General features: G+C 74.5%; 17 protein-coding genes. 7 read left to right on the forward strand and 10 right to left on the reverse strand.

Annotation, left to right across the window (positions count from 1 at the left end):
- Window position 1 precedes the first annotated feature (1 nt).
- The 4 genes from ACFVTF_RS19595 to ACFVTF_RS19610 form a co-directional block, all read right to left on the reverse strand.
- Entirely contained in the window at window positions 2-853 is an 852-nt protein-coding gene (locus tag ACFVTF_RS19595; protein WP_387814985.1) for a 1,4-dihydroxy-6-naphthoate synthase, read from the reverse strand.
- Complete coding sequence (locus ACFVTF_RS19600; RefSeq protein ID WP_387814986.1) at window positions 846-1,610, reverse strand: futalosine hydrolase; 765 nt, start codon at window positions 1,608-1,610, stop codon at window positions 846-848. Before ACFVTF_RS19600 ends, ACFVTF_RS19595 begins: the two co-directional genes overlap by 8 nt.
- A gap of 10 nt (window positions 1,611-1,620) precedes the next feature.
- Complete coding sequence (locus ACFVTF_RS19605; RefSeq protein WP_387814988.1) at window positions 1,621-2,151, reverse strand: hypothetical protein; 531 nt, start codon at window positions 2,149-2,151, stop codon at window positions 1,621-1,623.
- A 72-nt stretch (window positions 2,152-2,223) separates the two neighbouring features.
- The gene (locus ACFVTF_RS19610; RefSeq protein ID WP_387815213.1) at window positions 2,224-3,579 is read right to left on the reverse strand and encodes an MFS transporter; all 1,356 of its coding nucleotides are present in this window, start codon (window positions 3,577-3,579) and stop codon (window positions 2,224-2,226) included.
- Between the two features lie 582 nt (window positions 3,580-4,161).
- On the opposite strand from ACFVTF_RS19610, the gene ACFVTF_RS19615 reads away from it, so the two are divergent.
- Window positions 4,162-5,043 carry a DUF3027 domain-containing protein gene (locus ACFVTF_RS19615; RefSeq protein WP_363585068.1) on the forward strand — a complete coding sequence of 294 codons (882 nt, stop codon included), beginning with the start codon at window positions 4,162-4,164 and terminating at the stop codon, window positions 5,041-5,043.
- A 174-nt stretch (window positions 5,044-5,217) separates the two neighbouring features.
- Complete coding sequence (locus tag ACFVTF_RS19620) at window positions 5,218-8,514, forward strand: sacsin N-terminal ATP-binding-like domain-containing protein (RefSeq protein WP_387814990.1); 3,297 nt, start codon at window positions 5,218-5,220, stop codon at window positions 8,512-8,514.
- Between the two features lie 4 nt (window positions 8,515-8,518).
- Here ACFVTF_RS19620 and ACFVTF_RS19625 read toward each other — a convergent pair whose 3' ends face one another.
- From ACFVTF_RS19625 to ACFVTF_RS19635, 3 genes are all read right to left on the reverse strand, one after another.
- Window positions 8,519-8,776: a hypothetical protein gene (locus ACFVTF_RS19625; protein WP_371517509.1), complete on the reverse strand. Its 258-nt coding sequence runs from the start codon at window positions 8,774-8,776 to the stop codon at window positions 8,519-8,521.
- A 98-nt stretch (window positions 8,777-8,874) separates the two neighbouring features.
- Complete coding sequence (locus ACFVTF_RS19630; RefSeq protein WP_387814993.1) at window positions 8,875-11,349, reverse strand: HAD-IC family P-type ATPase; 2,475 nt, start codon at window positions 11,347-11,349, stop codon at window positions 8,875-8,877.
- A 52-nt stretch (window positions 11,350-11,401) separates the two neighbouring features.
- Window positions 11,402-11,704, reverse strand: a complete 303-nt coding sequence (locus ACFVTF_RS19635) for a DUF2530 domain-containing protein (protein WP_363584948.1) — start codon at window positions 11,702-11,704, stop codon at window positions 11,402-11,404.
- Window positions 11,705-11,866: 162 nt separating this feature from the next.
- Between ACFVTF_RS19635 and ACFVTF_RS19640 the strand changes: the two genes are divergently transcribed.
- Window positions 11,867-13,327 (forward strand): NCS2 family permease, encoded by a 1,461-nt coding sequence (locus ACFVTF_RS19640; RefSeq protein WP_387814995.1) that lies wholly within the window; start codon window positions 11,867-11,869, stop codon window positions 13,325-13,327.
- A gap of 94 nt (window positions 13,328-13,421) precedes the next feature.
- Here the strand turns inward: ACFVTF_RS19640 and ACFVTF_RS19645 are convergent, their stop codons facing one another.
- Window positions 13,422-13,871 carry a VOC family protein gene (locus ACFVTF_RS19645; protein WP_387814997.1) on the reverse strand — a complete coding sequence of 150 codons (450 nt, stop codon included), beginning with the start codon at window positions 13,869-13,871 and terminating at the stop codon, window positions 13,422-13,424.
- Window positions 13,872-14,000: 129 nt separating this feature from the next.
- Between ACFVTF_RS19645 and ACFVTF_RS19650 the strand changes: the two genes are divergently transcribed.
- Both ACFVTF_RS19650 and ACFVTF_RS19655 read left to right on the forward strand, forming a co-directional pair.
- A complete protein-coding gene (locus ACFVTF_RS19650) occupies window positions 14,001-14,924 on the forward strand; it encodes a DUF4231 domain-containing protein (protein ID WP_350877520.1) in 924 nt (307 codons plus the stop codon).
- Window positions 14,925-15,184: 260 nt separating this feature from the next.
- Window positions 15,185-16,897 carry an enoyl-CoA hydratase-related protein gene (locus tag ACFVTF_RS19655; protein ID WP_387815000.1) on the forward strand — a complete coding sequence of 571 codons (1,713 nt, stop codon included), beginning with the start codon at window positions 15,185-15,187 and terminating at the stop codon, window positions 16,895-16,897.
- A 143-nt stretch (window positions 16,898-17,040) separates the two neighbouring features.
- On the opposite strand, the gene ACFVTF_RS19660 is transcribed toward ACFVTF_RS19655, so the two are convergent.
- Together ACFVTF_RS19660 and ACFVTF_RS19665 are read right to left on the reverse strand one after the other, a co-directional pair.
- Window positions 17,041-17,856 carry an MHYT domain-containing protein gene (locus tag ACFVTF_RS19660; protein WP_387815001.1) on the reverse strand — a complete coding sequence of 272 codons (816 nt, stop codon included), beginning with the start codon at window positions 17,854-17,856 and terminating at the stop codon, window positions 17,041-17,043.
- Between the two features lie 351 nt (window positions 17,857-18,207).
- Window positions 18,208-18,639, reverse strand: coding sequence for a VOC family protein (locus ACFVTF_RS19665; RefSeq protein ID WP_387815003.1), 432 nt, complete (start codon window positions 18,637-18,639; stop codon window positions 18,208-18,210).
- Window positions 18,640-18,790: 151 nt separating this feature from the next.
- On the opposite strand from ACFVTF_RS19665, the gene ACFVTF_RS19670 reads away from it, so the two are divergent.
- On the forward strand, window positions 18,791-19,225 hold the full coding sequence (locus tag ACFVTF_RS19670; protein ID WP_063348195.1) for a MarR family winged helix-turn-helix transcriptional regulator: 435 nt from the start codon (window positions 18,791-18,793) through the stop codon (window positions 19,223-19,225).
- 357 nt (window positions 19,226-19,582) lie between these two features.
- Window positions 19,583-20,872 (forward strand): MFS transporter, encoded by a 1,290-nt coding sequence (locus ACFVTF_RS19675; protein WP_387815215.1) that lies wholly within the window; start codon window positions 19,583-19,585, stop codon window positions 20,870-20,872.
- The last annotated feature ends 74 nt before the right edge of the window (window positions 20,873-20,946 follow it).

A 20,946-nucleotide genomic window follows, 5' to 3' on the forward strand; every position in this document is an offset into this window, starting at 1 on the left:
ATCAGAACGCCAGCGCACCCGGGTCGAGCGGGGGCACCAGCCCCTCCGCGGCGGCCCGGGTGAGCAGGGCGCGGACGGCCGCGTAGCCGTCCTCGCCGAGCTCCGAGGTGAACTCGTTCACGTACAGGGCGATGTGCTGGTCGGCGACGGCCGGGTCCATCTCCTGGGCGTGCGCCAGCACGTACTCCCGGCTGGCGCTCGGGTCCGCCCAGGCCTGCCGGACGGAGGCGCGGACGGCGTCGGCGAGCGCGCGCAGCCGTTCGGCGCCGAGCGAGCGCCGGGCGACGATCGCGCCGAGCGGGATCGGCAGGCCGGTCTCCTGCTCCCAGGCCTCGCCCATGTCGGCCAGGCTGTGCAGGCCGTACTGCCGGTACGTGAACCGGGCCTCGTGGATCACCAGGCCGGCGTCCACCCGGCCGTCCCGGACGGCGGGCATGATCTCGTGGAACGGCAGGACGACGATCTCGCCGAAGCCGCCCGGCACCGCCTTCGCGGCCCAGAGCCGGAACAGCAGGTAGGCGGTGGAGCGCTCGGACGGCACCGCCACCGTCTTCCCGGTGAGGTCCGCGGGGGCGTCCGTGCCCGGCCGGGTGAGCACCAGCGGGCCGCAGCCGCGCCCGAGCGCGCCGCCGCAGGGCAGCAGGGCGTACTCGTCCAGGACCCAGGGCAGCGCGCCGTAGCTGATCTTCAGGACGTCCAGCTCGCCGCGCTCGGCCAGGCCGTTGGTGATGTCGATGTCCGCGAAGGTCACCTCGGGGGCGTCCGCCCCGGGCACCAGGCCGTGCGCCCAGGCGTGGAAGACGAAGGTGTCGTTCGGGCAGGGCGAGTACGCGATGCTCAGCCGTTCAGCCACGGCCGGCCTCCTCGATCAGTTCGTGGACGGGCAGTGCGGCGAAGGCCCGCTCCAGGGCGGCCAGCGCCTCGCCGATCCGCCAGGCGGCCCGGTCGCGCGGGCCGACCGGGTTGGAGACGGTCCGCAGTTCGAACACCGGCACGCCGTACCGGGCGGCGGCCTCGGCCACGCCGAAGCCCTCCATCGCCTCGGCCAGGGCGCCCGGGTGGCGGGCGGCCAGCGCGGCGGCCCGCTCGGCGCTGCCGGTGACGGTGGAGACGGTCAGCACCGGGCCGGTGGCGGCGCCCAGGGCCCGGGCGGCCAGCGCGACGGCGGCCGGGGGAGGGGTGTGCCGGACGGTGCCGAAGCCCAGTTCGGTGACGTCGGCGAAGCCCTCGGGGGTCTCGGCGCCGAGGTCGGCGGTGACGATCGCGTCGGCCAGCACGGTGGTGCCGACCGGGGCGTGCGGGGCGAATCCGCCGGCGATCCCGGCCGAGACGACCAGGCCGTAGCGGCCCCCCGGGGCAGCCTGCGCGCCCAGCGCGGCGGAGGCGGCGGCCGCGGCGGCGGCCGGGCCGACCCCGCCCGCCAGGACGTCCACCGGGGCGCCCGCGGCCCGGTGCAGCGCACCGCCGGGCAGCGGCAGCACGGTGGCCGGGCCGGGCAGGCCGCGCAGGACGGCCTCGGCCTCGGCGGGCACCGCGACGACGACGAGCAGCCGGGCCCGGTCGGGGCCCGGCTGCTCGTCGCGCTCGTCCGCGACGGCGTGTGCGGTCATCGCGGGAGCGTCAGCTGTCCTGGGTGTTCAGCTGGAAGTACCAGACGGCGATCGGGTTGTCCGAGTTCTTGTCGCCCTCGACCACGGTGACCAGGGTCTTGCCGGAGGCGTTCAGCACCTGGCTCGCCGGCTGGGAGCCGGAGAAGGTCGGGCCCTTGGCGTAGGAGAACAGGCTGAAGCGCCCGCCCTGGCCCTGCGAGCCGCCGTTGGTGAAGGCCCACCAGCCCGTGTCGGCCACGTTCGGGGAGACGCCGACGCCGACCCGGTCGCTCACCGCGACGTCGGAGGTCGGCAGGGTGCCATCCGCGAGGGCCTGGGTGGCCTTCTGCTGGCACTCCTGCTGCAGGTCCTCCGTGATCGGGCTGCCGCCGTTGAAGCACAGCGGGTCCGCGACGATCGAGGAGTTGCCGACCTGGAGGGTCGCGCGGTGGGAGCTGTGCTCGGTCTGGCCGCTCGCGATGGCGACGGACGTGCCGACCGTGGCAGCACCGACCACGACGACGGCGCCGAGGGCGGCGATGGCACGGGTATTGAGGCTCATGCGTCAGAATCTACCGGGCTTCGTCGATCACGCTACGCGGGGGTCGGCCACCGCGTGTTGCCCGTGGCCGGTTCAGGCCACCCTGGGCGCCGTCGGGCGCCGTCGCAGGCCCACCCGGAACAGCGTGCGGACCGTCCACAGCAGCATCAGGCCCACCACCCCGGCGGCCACCGACAGACCCAGCACGCCGTTCAGCGGCAGCAGGATGCCGACCGCGCCGCCGGCCACCCAGGACAACTGGAGCAGCGTCTCCGACCGCGCGAACGCCGAGGTCCGCACCGCCTCCGGGACGTCCCGCTGGATCAGCGCGTCCAGCGACAGCTTGCCCAGCGAGGCCGCCACCCCGGCCACGCCGGCGACCAGGACCACCGTCACCACGCCGTACCAGAGCGCGGCCGCCGCCGTCGCGCCGGTCGCCAGCAGCAGCATCGTGGTGACCGTCGCCTCCGGGCCCCGGGTGCGCAGCCAGGAGCCCAGCACCGAACCCAGCGCGTTGCCCGTCCCCGCCGCCAGCGCCACCAGGCCCAGCGCCAGTGTCGGCCGCAGGCCCCCGATCGGCTCGTCGCGCAGCAGGAACGCCAGGAACATCACCAGGAAGCCGACCAGCCAGCGCAGCGCCGACATCGCCCGCAGCGCCAGGATCACCGACGGGCCGACGGTGCGCAGCGAGGCCTTCGGGGCCCTGGCGTCCTCCGGCGCCCGCCCGCCGTGCACCTCGCCGTGGACCTCGGCGTGCAGGAGGGCGCGCTGCTCGCCCTTGGCGGAGTCCACCGCGTGCGGCAGGTGGAAGGCCATCAGGGTGCCGATCACGAAGACCAGGAACGCGCCGCGCAGCGGCCAGCCCGGCCCGATCAGGTGCAGCAGACCGCCCACCCCGGCCGCCACCCCGGTGGCCAGCAGCCCGGCCAGGGTGACCCGGGAGTTCGCCTTCACCAGCGACAGCCGGCTCGGCAGCAGCCGCGGCACCACCACGCTGCGCACCACCCCGTACGCCTTGGACGCCACCAGCACGCCCAGCGCCTCCGGGTACAGCGCCAGGCCGCCGCCGGTGACCACCCCGGCCATCGTCCAGGCCAGCACCGCCCGGGCCAGCATCGACATCGCCATCGCCGCCCGGCGGCCGTGCGGCAGCCGGTCCAGCAGCGGGCCGATCACCGGGGCCAGCAGCGCGAACGGGGCCATCGTGATCAGCAGGTACAGCGACACCCGGCCGCGGGCCTCGCCGGTGGGCACGGAGAAGAAGATGGTCGAGGCCAGCGCGACGGTGATCAGCATGTCGCCGAAGGAGTTCAGCGCGTGCAGTTCGATCAGCTTCGCCAGGCCGGATTCGCCCGCGCCCTCCGCGGAGGTGGCCTTGCGGATCCGGCGGCCGGTGCCGTGCACCACCCGGCCGGTGCGGGCGCCGGCCGCGGAGGCGGTCCGGACCAGGAGGTTGCGGCTCGGCTCGGGGTCCTCTTCTCCAGGGTCCCCGTCCAGGGCGGCGAGCTGCCGGGCGTGGACGGCCGGGGCGGCGCCGGTGCCGGGCAGGGTGGCGATCGCGGCGCCGGTCTTGACGAGGCTCACGGGGGCGGTGGGCGACTCGAAATCGCCCCCCGGCTGCGGTTCGCCCGCAGCGGGGGCCGGAGACTGCTGTCGCGGCACGGCGTCCGCCTGGTCGGGGCTGTCGGCCTGCGAGGCGTGCAGTGCGTGCTGCGACGGGTCCTCGTCCGCCACATGCCCATCCTGCCCCAGAATCGCCGCAGTGACGCGGGAATCCACCCCCCTCGGCGCGGTCCCGGAACGGCCGCCACCGCCCCGGACTGTGCCGGGGCGCCGACCGGCGGGTAGCCTGCCCAAGGGCCGCGCGCCGAGCGCCGGGGCGCCGGCAGGCCCGGACGAGCGGCGCGGCCGGTATCCGCGGCGGCCCCTGGTCGCGCAGAATGGACAAGGGACTATCGAGCCGCGACGGAACAGGCAACACGCCGTGGGCGACAGAAGAACTGGGAGAGAATCGACGCCGTGAGTGCTGCGATGCGAAGCCGTACCCCCGATCGGCTCTGTGCCGAGGCCGTCGAACTCGCCCGGAAGGCGGCCGAGGAGGCCGTCGGCCCGGAGACCGTCGGACCACATCTCGGCGCCCAGGCGGACGCCGACCGCGTCGTCACCCACACCTTCGAGTGCCTGGACGCCGCCTACCGTGGCTGGCACTGGGCGGTCACCGTCGCCCGCGCGCCGCGCGCCAAGAACGTCACCCTCGACGAGGTCGTCCTGCTGCCCGGCGCCGACGCCGTCCTCGCCCCCCAGTGGGTGCCGTGGAGCGAGCGGCTGCGCCCGGGCGACATGGGGCCGGGCGACCTGTTGCCCACCGGCGCCGACGACGCGCGCCTGGAGCCCGGCTGGAGCGGCGAGGACGAGCCCGCCCCGAACTCCGCGGTCGCCCTCGCGGCCGAGGAGGACGTGGTCGTCACCGACCCGGGCATCCAGCCCGCCCCGGCCCGGGCCCGGATCAACGCCGTCGCCGAGGAGCTCGGCATGGGCCGCAGCCGGGTGCTCTCCCGGCTCGGTCTGCACCTGGCCGCCGACCGCTGGGAGAAGGCGCACGGCGCGCAGACGCCGATGGCGCAGGCCGCGCCCGCCGCGTGCGGCAGCTGCGGCTTCCTGATCCCGATCGGCGGCTCGCTCGGACAGGCCTTCGGCGTGTGCGGCAACGAGTTCGGGCCGGCGGACGGGCAGATCGTCTCCTTCGCGTACGGCTGCGGCGGGCACTCCGAGGCGGCCGTCATCCCGGCCCCGCCGGCGCCGTCCGAGCTGATCCTGGACGAGCTGGTGGTCGAGCCGATGCAGCTGCACCCGGACCGCACCTCCGGCTCGGTCGAGCCGGACGCCCCGGCGGAGGAGCTCGGGCACTCCTGACCGGCTGTCGTCGCTCGCGGCCCGCTCCACCGAACCGGTGGGGCGGGCCGCGGCGTTCGTGCGGGTGGGGGCCCTGCGGGCGCCCGGCGGCGGGGGCGCGGTCCGGAGCAGCGGCCGGGGCGGGGGAGAATGCCCCCCGTACGAAGTACAGGGCGGCGGAAGGCGGCAGGTCCAGTGGAACCTCGGATCATCGGCAGCGGCACGGACGAGCACCTCGCGGACCCCTTCGGGAGCGCCGCGCTGCGCCGGCGGGTGCTGGACGCCTGGGCCGCCTCGCCGGCCCGGTTCCGGGAGGACGCCAACGCCGAGGAGGAACTCGCGCTCGGCGGCTACCGCGACCGCCTGGTCGTCGAGTTGGCGCAGAACGCGGCCGACGCCGCGGTCCGGGCCGGGCACGGGCCCGGCCGGCTGCGGCTCACCCTCGCCGACGGCGTGCTCGCCGCCGCCAACACCGGAGCCCCGCTGGACGCGGCCGCCGTCGAGTCGCTGTCCACCCTGCGCGCCTCCTCCAAGCGCGGTGAGACGCCCGCCGTCGGCCGGTTCGGCGTCGGCTTCGCCGCCGTGCTCGCCGTCACCGACGAGCCCGCCGTGCTCGGTGCCGCCGGCGGGGTGCGCTGGTCGCTCGGCGAGGCCCGCTCGCTGGCCCAGGCGCAGCCCGCGCTGGCCGAGGAACTGCGCCGCCGGGACGGCCACGTGCCGCTGCTGCGGCTGCCGTTCGCCGCCGAGGGCCCGGCCCCCGACGGCTACGACACGGTGGTCGTGCTGCCGCTGCGGGACGCCGCCGCCGAGGACCTGACCCGCCGTCTGCTCGCCGGCATCGACGACGCGCTGCTGCTCACCCTGCCCGGCCTCGCCGAGGTCGTGGTGGAGACCCCGGAGGGCACCCGGACGCTCACCCGGGCCGCCGACGAGCCCCGCCCGGACGGCGTCACCGAGGTCACCGTGACCGACGACGCGGACGGCCGGCCGCGGCGGACCCGCTGGCAGACCGCCGGGGCCACCGGCACCCTTTCCGCCGAACTGCTCGCCGACCGCCCCACCGAGGAGCGCGCCCGCCCGTACTGGACGGTCACCTGGGCCGTCCCGGTCGCCGCCGACGGCACCCCGCAGGCGCCCGGCATCGCGCCGGTGCTGCACGCGCCCACGCCCAGCGACGAGCCGATCGGCCTGCCCGCGCTGCTCATCGCCTCCTACCCGCTGGACTCCACCCGCCGGCACGTCGCCCCCGGCGCGCTCGCCGACTTCCTCACCGAGCGCGCCGCCGACAGCTACGCCGACCTGCTGCGCGCCCGCGGTGCCGACCTCGGCTCGCTCGGCCTCGTCCCCGGGCCGCTCGGCCAGGGCGCGCTCGACAACGCGCTCCGCGCGGCCGTCCTGTCCCGGCTGCCCGGCACGCCGTTCCTGCCGCACCCGGCGCCGGTCGAGGCGGGCACGCCCGCGCTGCGCCCCCGGGACGCCACCCTGCTGGAGGGCGCGGACGGCTCGGTGGTCGAGGCGCTGGCGCCGATCTTCCCCGGGCTGCTGCCGGCCGGGCTGGAGCGCCGCACCGAGCTGCGGGTGCTGAACGTGCGCCGGGTGCCGCTGGCCGACGTGGTCGACCAGCTCGGCGGCCTGGACCGCGAGCCCGCCTGGTGGCGCAACCTGTACGCGGCGCTGGGCGCCGCCGACCCGGAGGCGCTCGGCGCGCTGCCCGTCCCGCTCGCCGACGGCCGGACCATCACCGGGCCCCGGCGCGTCCTGCTGCCCTCCGAGGACGCCGACTGGGCGGCCTTCCCCGGCTACCCCGAGTCGCTGGCCGACGCGCTCGCCGCCCTGGACCTGCGGCTCGCCCACCCCGAGGCCGCCCACCCGCTGCTCGCCAAGCTCGGCGCCGGCACCGCCACCCCGGCCGGGGTGCTCGACACCCCCGAGGTGCGGGCCGCCGTGGCCCGCTCCTACCAGGTGGCCGAGGACGACGTCGAGGCCGCGCTCGAACTGGCCGACGCCGTCCTGGCGCTGGTCAAGGTCGCCGGCCCGGCCGCCGGCGAGCACCCCTGGCTGGCCCGGCTGGCCCTGCTCGACGACGAGGGCGAGCCCGCCCGCGCCGGTGAACTCGTCCTGCCCGGGAGCCCGTTCGCGGCCCTCGCCCGCGAGGAGGACGCCGGCTGGGTGGACGACGAGCTGCTGGAGCGCTGGGGCCCGGAGGTGCTCACCGCCGTCGGCGTGCTCGCCGACTTCGTCCTCGTCCGCGCCGAGGACGTGGTGCTCGACCCGGACGACCTGGAACGGCTCGACCCCACCGCGCCCGCCGACCGCGCGGCCGGCGGCCACCCCACCGGGCTGCTCGACGAGGCGCCCGACGGCCTCGCCGACTGGGCCGAGGACGCCCTCGAAGCCCTCCAGGCCGACGACGTCGCGGGCGTCCCGCCGGTGGCCGCCGAACTGCTGGCCGTCCGCGACCTCGACCTGGTCGACGACGACGCCTGGCCCGAGGCGCTCGCCGCGCTCTCCCGCCCGCCGTACCGGGACGCCGTCGTCAACCCCGTCCGCACCCTGCTGCCGGACGGCTCCTACACCGACCTGCCGCCGTACACCGCCTGGTGGCTGCGCGACCACCCGGTGCTGGACGGCCGGGAGCCCGCCGGGCTGCGCGCGGCCGGTGCCGACCCGCTGCTGCGCGGCCTCTACGACGAGGCCCGGACGACCCTGGACGAGCAGTTCCTGCACGCGCTCGGGGTGCGCACCACGCTGGCCGCGCTGCTCGCCGAACCGCACGGCCCGGACGAGGTGCTGGACCGGCTCACCGATCAGGCCTCCGATGTCGGCCACCGCCAACTGCACGGCCTGCACAGCGCGTTGGCGCGGGTCGAGATCGAACGGATCGAACCGGTCGACGTGGTGCGGGCGCTGCCGCCGCTCGACCCGGACACCGGCCGCCGACCGGCCCACACGGTGATCGTCGACTCCTCCAGGGCGGTCGTCGCCGACGCGCCCGACCTCGTCCAGCTCCTGCACCCGTACCCGCTGGTGCCGGTCGCCCCGGCGCTCGCCGCCGACCTCGCCGAGCGGCTGCACGTCTCGCTCGCCAGCGAGGTGGCGGGCGGGCGGGTGCTCTCCGAGGGCGTGCTGCACCGGGTCCCCGCCGTGGTGCGGGAGCTGCTGCCCGGCTGCCCCGTCGCCTACGAGGAGCACGAGGAGCTGCTGGTGGTCGGCCCGGACGGCAACGACGCCGCCGTGGACTGGCGTTGGGACGTCGAGGCGGACGCCCCGGAGGTGCCCTACGACCCGGACGCGGCCGAGGCCGCCGACGAGGACGACGAGTTCGAGCTCCCGCCGGTGCCCGGGCTGCTGCACGCGGCCACCCCGGAGGGCCTGGCGGCCGGGCTCGCCTGGTCGGTCGGGCAGTGGCACCGGCGGTTCGAGGTGCTGGCCGCGCTCACCGACCCGGACCGGGCGTACGAGCTGTCCGCGGCGCGGGACTTCGAGGGCTGAGCGCTCAGCGGGCCCGCCCGCGGCGCTTGAACCGCAGGTAGACGACGGTGGTGGTGGTCAGCCAGACGGCCGCCACCAGGGCCTTCACGGCCGTCGGCACCCACGGCAGCGCCGGGGCGGTCACCTCGCCGGCGTTCGTCAGCCAGCGGCCGCCCACCAGGGCCAGGACCGTCAGTCCGGCGGCCAGCAGGCCGGCCAGGAAGGCGGCGAACGCCTCCACCTGCCCGGTCTCGCGCTCGGTCTCCCCACCCGTGTGGGCCATGTCGGCACCCCCGTTCCTGGTGGCCATCATGCAGGCCGGGAGGGCGGACCGCCAGAGGCGCCCCGGGCGGGCGCCGCCCCGGTCAGGCACGGCCCCGGTCAGGAGTCGACGCGGCGCTTCATGAAGCGCCAGGCGATCTCCAGGGCCAGGCCGCAGACCACCGCGATGCCGACGCCGACCAGGGGGTCGCGGGTGCCGACCAGCGAGAGCTGGAAGAACTCCGCCAGCCAGGGCACCAGCAGGACCAGGGCGAAGGCGCCGCCCATGGTGCCGATCAGCAGCAGGCGCCACCAGTTGTAGGGGCGGGCGACGATGGCGAGCACCCAGATGGCGATCAGGAAGAGCGTCAGGGTGGCCACGCTGGTGTCGGCCTTGAGGTCGGTCGCGTGGTCGGCGCGGGCCAGCGCGTAGGCGACGAAGGTGCCGGTGCCGGCGATGACGCCGCCCGGCACGGCGAGCCGCAGGACGCGCTTCACGAAGCCGGTGCGGGCCCGCTCGTTGTTGGGGGCGAGGGCGAGGAAGAAGGCCGGCACGCCGATGGTGAGGGTGGAGAGCACGGTGGAGTGCCGGGGCAGGAACGGGTACGGCGAGTGGGTGAAGATCACCAGCAGGGCCAGCAGGACCGAGTAGACCGTCTTCACCAGGAACAGGCCCGCGACCCGCTCGATGTTGCCGATCACCCGGCGGCCCTCGGCGACCACCGAGGGCAGGGTGGCGAACGAGTCGTTGAGCAGCACGATCTGGGCGACCGCCTTGGTGGCGTCGCTGCCGGTGCCCATCGCCACGCCGATGTCGGCGTCCTTGAGCGCGAGCACGTCGTTGACGCCGTCGCCGGTCATCGCCACGGTGTGCCCGCGGGACTGCAGGGCGGCGACCAGCTGGCGCTTCTGCTGCGGGGTGACCCGGCCGAAGACCGTGGTCCGTTCGGCCGTGTCGGCGAGGGCGTCCGGTTCGGTGGGCAGCGTCCGGGCGTCCAGCGGGTGGTCGGCGCCGGGCAGGCCGAGGTGGCCGGCGACCGCGCCGACCGAGACCGCGGCGTCGCCGGAGATGACCTTGGCCTGCACCTGCTGGCCCTCGAAGTAGCGCAGGGTCTCGGCGGCGTCGTGGCGCAGCCGCTGCTGGAGCACCACCAGGGCGAGCGGGGCGAGCCCGGCGGCCGGGTCGGGGGAGTCCAGCGGGGTGGGGGTGCGGCCGAGCAGCAGCACCCGCAGGCCCTTGGCGCCCAGCTCGTCGACCTCGGTGAGCGCCGGGTGCCCGGGGGGCAGCAGCACGTCGGGGGCGCCGAGCAGCCAGCTGGCCTCGCCGCCCTGCGGCTCCAGCAGCTGCACGCCGCTCCACTTGCGGGCGGAGGAGAACGGCATCGCCTCGATCACCCGCCAGCCGTTGGCGGCCGGGGCGCCGCTGGCCTCCGATGCGCCGCCGTCGCCGCGCCCGTAGGCGTCGATGACCGCCTGCATGGAGGGGTTGGGGCGGGCGTCGGCGCCGGCCATCACGCCGAGCGCGTGCTTGATGGTGTCCGGGTCGAGGGCGCCGGGCTCGCCGTCGGAGAGGACCCGCAGGTCGACGACGTCCATGCCGCCCTCGGTGAGGGTGCCGGTCTTGTCCAGGCAGACGGTGTCGACCCGGGCCAGGCCCTCGATCGCCGGAAGCTCCTGGACCAGGCACTGCTTGCGGCCCAGCCGGATCACGCCGATCGCGAAGGCGACCGAGGTCAGCAGGACCAGCCCCTCGGGGACCATCGGTACGATCCCGGCCACCATCCGGCGCACGGCCTCGCGCCAGTCGCGGCCCTCGACGGCCAGCTGGCTGATGATCAGGCCGATGGCGGTGGGGATCAGCAGGTAGGTGATGAAGCGCAGGATGCTGTTGATGCCGCTGCGCAGCTCCGACTTCACCAGGGTGAACCGGCTGGCCTCCTCGGCGAGCTGCGCCGCGTACGCCTCGCGGCCGACCCTGGTGGCGGTGAACGCGCCCGCGCCGGCCACCACGAAGCTGCCGGACATGACCTGGTCGCCGGGCTGCTTGAGGACGGGGTCGGGCTCGCCGGTGAGCAGCGACTCGTCGATCTCCAGGCCGTCCGCCTCGGTGACCTCGCCGTCGACGATCACCTTGTCGCCGATGCCGAGCAGCACCGTGTCGTCGAGCACGATCTCGGCGACGGCGATCTGTTCGACGGTGCCGTCCCGGCGGACCTCGGGGCGGGCCTCGCCGATCAGGGCCAGGCTGTCCAGGGTCTTCTTGGCGCGCAGCTCCTGGATGATGCCGATCGCCGTGTTGGCGACGATGACCAGGCCGAACAGGCCGTCCTGGATCGGACCGACGATCAGGATGATCCCGAACATCACGCCGATGATCGCGTTGAAGCGGGTGAAGACGTTGGCCCGGACGATCTCCTTGGCGGAGCGGCTGGACCGTACGGGGACGTCGTTGACCTGTCCGCGCGCGATCCGTTCGGCGACCTCGGCGGAGGTCAGTCCGCCGCGTCGGCCGGGCAGCAGCCCGAGGGGGTGCGCACCGTCGGGGCGGTCGGCGTCGCCGGGCTGCTCTTCCGCGGGGTGGGCAGGCTGCGTCATGGCACCGACTCTACGGGTGCCTTATGTCCGGTGCGTGCTACTAAAGGACTATTCAGTCCGACCGGGTGGCCGGGTCCTGGCCGTCGTTTCCGGCCGCCCGGTTCGCGGCCTCGGCGGCGCGGTCGCGGGCGATGGCGTCCCGTCGGGCCCGGCAGTACCAGAGGCCGATCAGGCCGAGCAGGCCGCCGGAGAGGCAGATCCACGGCCAGGTGCCGTGGCCGTGGTCGGAGAGGGTGCCCTGGAAGGGGAGCAGCGCCAGGAAGGCGACGAACCACAGCACCGTGCCGCCGCCGACGATGGCGACGTCGTTGGCCTCCAGCGGAGGGGGCGAGGGGTGCAGCGGCTTCTTGGGCATGGGGCCTAGCGTACGGTGCGGCGGCCGGCCCTCAGGGGCCCTTGGGCTTCTACGCGCGAAGATAGCGCGTGTGCGATCGGGAAACCATACTGAAAGTTCCCCGCCCGGCCACCGTCGCCCCGGGCGTCACCCCTCCTCAGCTCCCCCACAGAGGACGCACGCATGCCTGTGGTCCAGCCGACCACCGAGTCGCCCGAACCCGCCTCCAGCGCCCCCAAGCCCCCCGCCGGCGCCCTGGACCGTTACTTCCGGATCAGCGAGCGCGGCTCCACCCTGCCGCGCGAGATCCGCGGCGGCGTCGCCACCTTCTTCACCATGGCGTACATCCTGGTGCTGAACCCGATCATCCTGGCCAGCGCCACGGACATGACCGGGGCCCACCTGGACAGCGCCCAGCTGGTCACCGCCACCGCCCTCACCGCAGGTCTCACCACCCTGCTGATGGGCGTGATCGGCAACGTCCCGATCGGCCTGGCCGCCGGCCTCGGCGTCAACACCATCGTGGCGCTCCAGCTCGCCCCCAAGATGACCTGGCCGGACGCCATGGGCATGGTCGTGCTGGCCGGCTTCGCGATCATGCTGCTGGTCGCCACCGGCCTGCGCGAGCGGGTCATGAACGCCGTGCCGCTCGGGCTGCGCAAGGCCATCGCGATCGGTATCGGCCTGTTCATCAGCCTCGTCGGCCTGGTCGACTCCGGCTTCGTCAGCCGCATGCCGGACGCCGCGCACACCACCGTCCCGCTGCAGCTCGGCGGCAGCGGGCACCTGCTCGGCTGGCCGGTGCTGATCTTCGTGTTCGGCCTGCTGCTCACCCTCGTGCTGCTGATCCGCAAGGTGCCCGGCGCCATCCTGATCAGCATCGTGGTCAGCACCGCGCTCGCCGTGGTGATCGACAAGCTCGTCGACATCCCGGCGCTCAAGTGGGGCCTGACCGTCCCGGCCTGGCCGGGCAACCCGGTCGCCGCCCCCGACTTCGGCCTGGTCGGCAAGGTCAGCCTGTTCGGCGGCTTCGAGAAGGTCGGCTTGCTGACCGGCGTGCTGTTCGTCTTCACCGTGCTGATGTCCTGCTTCTTCGACGCGATGGGCACCATCCTCGGCGTCGCCGACGAGGCCCACCTGCTCGACGAGAACGGCGACCTGCCCGGCATCAACAAGATCCTGATGGTCGACGGCATCGCCACCGCGGCCGGCGGCGCCACCTCCGCCTCCGCGAACACCTGCTTCGTGGAGTCCACCGCCGGTGTCGGCGAGGGCGCCCGGACCGGCTTCGCCTCGATCGTCACCGGCCTGCTCTTCGTGGTCGCGCTCTTCCTCACGCCGCTCGCCACCATGGTCCCGGCCCAGGCCGCGACCCCGGCCCTGGTCGCCGTCGGCTTCCTGATCCTGGCGGGCTCGATCAAGGAGATCGACTGGTCGGACCACACCATCGCGATCCCGGCCTTCCTGACGATCGTGATGATGCCGTTCACCTACAGCATCACCAACGGCATCGGCTTCGGCTTCATCGCCTTCTGCGTCCTGCGCGTGGCCGCCGGGCGCGGGCGCAGCGTGCCCGTCCCGCTGTACGCGGTGGCGGCGGTGTTCGCCTTCTACTACCTGATGCCGGCCCTCGGCCTGCTCTGACGCCGTACCGCTCCACCGGCGGCCCCGTCCTCTCCCCCTGGGGGGAAGGGCGGGGCCGCCGTCGTTCCCGGGGGCGCCGCCCCGGGGCCGGCGGTCAGTGGACGCAGAACTCGTTGCCCTCGGGGTCTGCCATGAGCGTCCACGAGCCGCCCTGCTCCTCGACGTCGTGCAGCACGGTGGCGCCGAGCGCCTGGAGGCGGGCGACGGTCGACTCGCGCTCGCCCGGGCCCGGGTGCACGTCGAGGTGGAGGCGGTTCTTGCCGTGCTTCGGCTCGGGGACGGCCTGGAAGAGCAGGCGGCGGCCCAGGCCGGTGCCGGTGGCGGGGTCGTACGGGTCCTCGGGGTGGCGGACGGCGGCGAGGGTGCGCCAGGCGGGGTGGCCGTCGACCTCGGTGATGGCGTCCGGGGTGACGGCACCGGCGTCGAGCAGGCGGGTGATCAGGGCGCTGTGCTCCTCAAGGGTGTGGTCGAGGGCGGCGGCCCAGAAGGCGGCCAGGCGGTTCGGGTCGGCGCAGTCGATGACGAGCTTCCAGTGCAGCGGCATGCAACCGGTTGTACCGGTTCCGGGGGCGGTGTGGCGATCATTGCCGGGAAAAATGTCAAGAATGGCCCTGTGTAGCGAAGTTGACGGAGGGAATACTGCCTGGACGGACACCGGGAGGGGGCTCGACCGATGGTGCAACAGGATCCGCCCGGGGGAGACGAGGCGAAGCTGCTGCCGGAGCTGTTCTGGACGGCGGACAAGGCCTCGCTGGACGGCCAGCGCGAGACGCTGCGCTGGTACCGCGGACTGATCGCCATGCTGGTGATCGCCGCCGTGATCGGCTCGTTCCCCGGGCCGAAGGACCGCGGCTCCTTCGACAGCGTGCCGCTGTACTCGGTGGGCGCCTTCCTGATCGCCGGCTACTTCTGGTCCCGGCTGCGCCGCAGCAACCCGCAGGGGCGCTGGTACGAGGCCCGGGCGGCGGCCGAGTCGGTCAAGACGCTGGCCTGGAAGTACACCGTCCGGGCCCGGCCGTTCGACGGCGAGGCGGAGTCCGCGGACGTGGACCGCGGCTACCTGCTCCAGGTCGAGGACGTGCTGCGGGCCTTCGAGGACCCGGAGATCGTGCCGCCCGGCACCGTCCCCGAGATCACCCCGGAGATGCGGCGGATGCGGGCCGGCAGCCTGACCGCGCGCCGCATGCTCTACCTGCGCACCCGGGTCGAGGGCCAGCGCACCTGGTACCGCGCCCGGGCCGAGGCGTGCGAGACGCAGGCGGTGTCCTGGGGGCTCGGCATCGCGGCGCTGATCATCATCGGCGCGGCGGCGGCCGTCGCCCAGGCCACCGGCGCCCTCCAGGTGCACGTCTTCGGCGCCAGTTCGGCCGCGGCGGCCGCCGTCATCGCCTGGACCCAGCTCAAGCAGCTGCGCCCGCTGGCCGCCGCCTACCAGCTGGCCGCGCGCGAACTGGAGAACGTCGGCAACCAGCTCTCCGACCTGGACCTCAAGACGCCGGACGCCGAGGCGCGCTGGGCCCGGATGGCCGCCGAGGCGGAGGACGCGGTGTCCCGCGAGCACACCACCTGGCGGGCCCGCCGGGCGTTTCCGAGGTAGCGGCCGGGGCCGTCGACTCCGGGGAGCGACCGCTGCCGTCAACGTCGGCGAGCGGTCGCCGCCGTCGATGCCGGCGAACGGCCGGGTCCGTCAACTCCGGGGAGGGGCTGGGGAGATCCGGCGAAGCGGGCGCCACGCCGGGGGCACAGGTGTGCGGAGTGCGTGAGGGTCGGGCGGGAAGGCGTAGAACGTAATCATTACGTGTCCATGCCCTGGTTTCATCGCCTGCGCGCGACCCCAGTCCCTGTCCGGAGGCCCTCTTGCGCATTCTCCTGATCGCCAGCGCGTTCAACAGCCTGACCCAGCGCGTCCACACCGAGCTGCGCGGGCGCGGCCACCAGGTCGCCGTCCAACTCGCCCTCGGCGACGAGGCGATGAGGACGGCGGTGGACCGTACCGACCCCGAGCTGATCATCTGTCCGATGCTCACCAAGGCCGTCCCGCAGGACATCTGGTCCACCCGGACCGTCCTGATCGTGCACCCCGGGCCCCAGGGCGACCGCGGCCCCTCCTCGCTCGACTGGGCGATCACCGAGGGGGCGGACCGCTGGGGCGTGACCGTCCTCCAGGCCGTCGAGGAGATGGACGCCGGTGACATCTGGGCGTCCGTCGAGTTCCCCGTCACCGACTGCGGCAAGAGCGAGCTGTACCGGGGCGAGGTCGCCGACGCCGCCGTCGAGGCCGTCCTGCTCGCCGTCCAGCGCTTCGAGGGCGGGCTGTTCACCCCCGAACCGCTCGACTACGACCGGCCGGACGTCCACGGCAGGCTGCGGCCCCTGCTGCGGCAGGACGCGCGCCGGATCGACTGGGCCGCCGACGACACCGCCACCGTGCTGCGCAAGCTCCGCGCCGCCGACTCCCAACCCGGCGTGCTCGACGAGCTGTTCGGACGCGAGTACTTCCTGCACGGCGGCCACCCCGAGGACGAGCTGCGCGGCCCGGTGCCCGGCGCCGTGCTCGCCACCCGCGACGGCGCGATCTGCCGCGCCACCGTGGACGGCGCGGTCTGGATCCCCCAGCTGCGCCCGCGCCGCACCCCGGGCGGGCCCGCCACCTTCAAGCAGCCGGCCGCGACGGTGCTCGCCGGCCGGCTGCACCGGGTCCGCGAAGTCCCGGTGACGCCGGCCTCGGCGGCCCGCCGGGACACCTGGTCGGAGCTGCGCTACCGCGAGGAGGGCGACGTCGGCTACCTCGAATTCGCCTACGCGGGCGGGGCGATGAGCACCGGGCAGTGCCGCCGGCTGCTCGCCGCCTACCGTGAGGCCGCCGACCGGCCCACCTCGGTGCTGGTGCTCGGGGCACCCCGGGACTTCTACTCCAACGGGATCCACCTCAACGTCATCGAGGGTGCGGCCTTCCCGGCGCTGGAGTCCTGGGAGAACATCAACGCGATGGACGACCTGGTCCACGCGGTCCTCACCACGACCGACAAGCTCACCGTCGCCGCCCTGGCCGGGAACGCGGCGGCCGGCGGCCTGATGGCGGCCCTCGCCGCCGACGAGGTGTGGTGCCGGGAGTCGGCGGTGCTCAACCCGCACTACCGGCTGATGGGCCTCTACGGCTCCGAGTACTGGACGTACACCCTGCCGCGCCGGGTCGGCGACGAGCAGGCCGCGCGGCTGACCACCGAGGCGCTGCCGGTCGGCGCCGAACACGCGCGCCGGATCGGCCTGGTGGACCGCACCTGCGGCGGGGACGCGGCCGCCTTCCGGCGCTGGGTGGCCCGGGAGGCCGCCGCGCTCGGCGCCTCGCCCGAACTCACCGGGCGGCTGGTCGACAAGAAACGCCGGCGGTCCGTCGACGAGGAGGCGAAGCCGCTGGCCGAGTACCGGGCGGAGGAACTGCGGCGGATGCACGCCAACTTCTACCGGGCGGGCGAGCCGTACCACGCGCTGCGGCGGGACTTCGTGCACAAGGTCTGCCCGGTGGCCACGCCCGCGCACCTGACCGGGCTGCTGGGGCGGCCGGAGTGAGCGGGCGGCTTCGGCCGGAGTGAGACGGCGACGCCCGCCGGAGTGATGCGGGGGCGGCCGCCGGAAGTGAGCCGAGGGCGCCCGGCCGGGGTGGGGGACCCGGTCGGACGCCCTCGGGGCTTGGGGGGTGGGGCCCGCCCGGCTCAGCGCCTGGCGCCGGTCTCGCCCCGCTGCCGCCGCTGGCGCGGGACCAGGGGGGCCAGCGGGGCCGCGGGGCCGAGCAGGAGCGGCTGCGTGGTGCCGCGGCTCGGCGAGACGGCGAAGGCCAGCGAGCCGAAGAAGACGTAGCAGCCGAGCCCGACCCCGAGCGGGAAGATGAACTGCAGCGCCATCACGCCGCCCTGGGTCGAGTGCGAGAAGTCGAGCCGCACCGAGAGCGCCGCCATGCCGGTGTAGTGCATCGCGCACACCGCCACGCCCATGACCGGCGCGGCCGCCAGGACGGCGAGCGTGCCGCGGATGTTCAGGGTGGCCCACAGCGCGGCGGTGGCTGCGAACACCGCGATGGCGACGGACAGTCCGACCGTGAGCCGGTCGTAGTCGAGGTGGCCGGGCAGGACCATCGCGGCCATTCCGAGGTAGTGCATCGCCGCGACCCCGAGGCCGGTGGTCAGCCCGCCGGCCAGCAGGGACAGGACGGGCCGGCGGCTGTACCCGACGGTGAACAGGCCGATGCCGACGACGGCGATGGCGACCAGCAGGCTGAGCACGGTCAGCCCGGGCCGGTAGCTGATGTCGACCCCGGTGACGGAGAAGCCGAGCATCGCGATGAAGTGCATGGACCAGATCCCGGCGCCGAGCGAGGTCGAGGCGAAGAGCAGCCAGACCACCCTGGTTCGGCCCTGCGAGACGAGTGCCCAGCGGGCGCTGCGCAGGGCGACGAAGGCGCCGAGGCAGGCGACGAAGTACGAGACCGCCGGTGTCACCCAGCCGTGGTCGGCATGATGGATCTCACCCAAGAGAGCTCCCAGGACGGATGCGGGGGAGGAAGGGCGCCAGGCCTCGGGCGGACACGGATGGTCGGAAGGGGACGCGGCAACGGGCGCGGGAACGGCGCCGCCGAAGGGAGACCTGGCGTGTGGTGCCCCTGACAACGGGGGACAGTAACCACTACCGGACGGTCGCACAAGGTTCGCGCTTTTCGTGAAGTCCCTGGTCAGGATGGACCTTTACGCGGCCTGCATGATCTTGGCACCAACTCCTGACACCGCCTGCGCACGGCCGCCGGGCGGTTCGTCCGTTACTCCGGGTTCGTCACTCCGGGCTCGTCACCCCGGGTTCGTCGCTCCGGGTCCGTCACTGCGCGTTCGTCACTCCAGCGGGGCTAGCCCGAACGGGTGGCCGGCCGGGTCGATCAGCACCTTGAGCGTCCGGCCGTGCTGGTACGTCGGCTCGGTCGCGCCGAGCGCGAGCGCCTTCGCGATGGCCTCGTCCAGGTCGTCCACGTAGAAGTCCAGGTGGAAGTGCTTGCCGCCGTCCGGCTCCGTCCACGGCTCCGGCCGGTAGCCCGTCACCCGGCCGAATCCCAGCGGGCTGCCGCCCTCCGGGTTGTCCAGGATCGCGAACTGCTCGTCCAGGTGGCGGCTCTCCCAGCCCAGCAGCTCGCCGTAGAACCCGGCCAGCGCGATCGGGTCGGCGCAGTCGATGGTGACCATGGCGAGGCGGGCGAAGCCGGTGTCGCCCGGCCCGGCGGCGAGGCCGGAGGTGGGGCCGGCGGCGGGGTCGGCGGCGAGGTCGGACATGTCTGGTCGGCCCTTCCAGTCGAGATCATTCGAGACCCAGCACCAGCATCGCACCGGGCCGATCTTCCGGCGCGCGGTGAACGGACGGGGCCGACGGGGTGGAATGGGAACGCATTTTCCTTAGCGAGAGTAATGACGTAAGCTAAAGAACATGCCCGAGATGTCCGAGCAGGACCTCGCAGCGATCAATCAGCTGCGATCGTCCACGATGCGCCTCTCCCGTCGACTCAAACACCAGAGGGTCGAGGAGTCGCTGAGCCCCACCGAGATGGGGGTGCTCGGCACCCTCGCCAGATGCGGAAAGGCGACACCGGGTGAGCTCGCCCGGAAGGAGCACGTGCAGCCGCCCTCCATGACCAGGATCGTCGCGATGCTGGAGGAGAAGGGGCTGGTGCGGCGCGAGCCGCACCCCGAGGACCGCCGCCAGGTGGTCGTCAGCAGCACCGAGCAGGCCGAGGCGATCCTCGCCGAGAGCCGCCGGCGCCGCAACGTCTGGCTCGCCGAGCTCGCCGAGGGGCTCGACGAGGAGGAGTGGGCCGTCCTCCGGGAGGCCGCGCCCGTGCTCTACAAGCTCGCACACCTCTAGGCACACCGACCCCGGCCCGCCGGCCGGGAGAAGAAGGAGCACCGCATCACCGCAGGACCGATCACCGAAACCAGGAGCACGACGGCCGCAGTTCGGGCCGCCGCGCCGCGAGGGGAGACCACCGTGACACCGCCGGCCGCAGCCAGCGCCGCCGCCATCCGCACCGACGACCAGACCACCGACCCCGCCGCGGCAGGCGCCGCGGCCGCCGACCTCCAGGCGCCCGCCCCCACGGGGCTGCCCGGCAGCGGCGACGACGACCCCGACGAACGCACCGCGGCGGACGACCCCGCCGCTCCCGGACGCACCCACGCGTCCACGTCTCCCACAGGTGCCCGCTTCACGAGGCCCGGGGGGATGTTCTCCTCCCTTCGCGTTCGCAACTACCGCTACTACTTCGCCGGCCAGGTGGTCTCCAACACCGGCACCTGGATGCAGCGGATCGCCCAGGACTGGCTGGTCCTCAGCCTCACCGGCAGCCCCCTCGCGGTCGGCATCACCACCGCCATGCAGTTCCTGCCGATGCTGCTGCTCGGCCTGTTCGGCGGCGTGCTCGCCGACCGGATGCCCAAGCGCCGGCTGCTGATCTACACCCAGGGCGCGATGGGCCTGCTGGCCGCCGGCCTGGCCGTCCTGACCATCGGCGGCGTCGTGACGCCGTACTACGTGTACGCCTTCGCGCTGCTGCTCGGCCTGGTCACCGTGGTCGACAACCCGACCCGGCAGGCCTTCGTGTCCGAGATGGTCGGGCCCAAGGACCTCGCCAACGCGGTCAGCCTGAACGCCGCCAACTTCCAGACCGCCCGGCTGGTCGGCCCCGCCGTCGCGGGCCTGCTGATCGCCGTGGTCGGCAGTGGCTGGGCGTTCGCCGTCAACGCGCTGTCCTTCGCCGCCGTGATCGGCGGGCTGCTCGCGATGCGGGAGAGCGAACTGCGCCCGACCGAGCCGATCGCCCGCGAGAAGGGCCAGCTGCGGGAGGGCCTGCGCTACGTCAAGGAGCGGCCCGAACTGCTCTGGCCGATGGTCCTGGCCGGGTTCATCGGCACCTTCGGCTTCAACTTCCCGACGCTGCTCTCCGGCTTCGCCTACGACACCTTCAAGGTCGGCGCCGGGCAGTACGGCCTGCTGAACACCGCGATGGCGGTCGGCTCGCTGGCCGGCGCGCTGCTCGCGGCCCGCCGGGGCGTGCCCAGGCTGCGCCGGCTGGTGGCGGCGGCGCTGGCCTTCGGCTCGCTGGAGGTGGTGGCCGCGTTCGCGCCCGACTACTGGACCTTCGCGGTGCTGCTGACGCTGATCGGGGTGTTCGGACTCAGCTTCAACACCTCCGTCAACTCCACGCTGCAGCTGGCCACCGACCCCGCGATGCGCGGTCGTGTGATGGGCCTGCTGGTGCTGGTCTTCACCGGCGGCACGCCGATCGGCGCCCCGATCGTCGGCTGGGTGACCGCCTCGTACGGGCCTCGGCTCGGCCTGCTGGCCTGCGGACTGGTGTCCGCGCTGGCGGCCGGCGTGGTGGGCCTGGTGCTGGCCCGCAGCGCGGACCTGCGGGTGCGGTTCGACCTGCACCCCGGCCGTGGCGGCCGGGTGGTGGCCTTCGTGCCGCGGACCGTCACCGCCGCCAAGTCGGAGCTGGCGCCCGCCTGCTGACGAAGTGTCATGCCCCGGGGTGGTGGTCCGCCCCGGGGCTTCGGTGCAGGGTCGAGGAGCTTCGGCGCGGGGTC

This window comes from Kitasatospora sp. NPDC057940 (assembly GCF_042887425.1).
Lineage (GTDB): Bacteria > Actinomycetota > Actinomycetes > Streptomycetales > Streptomycetaceae > Kitasatospora.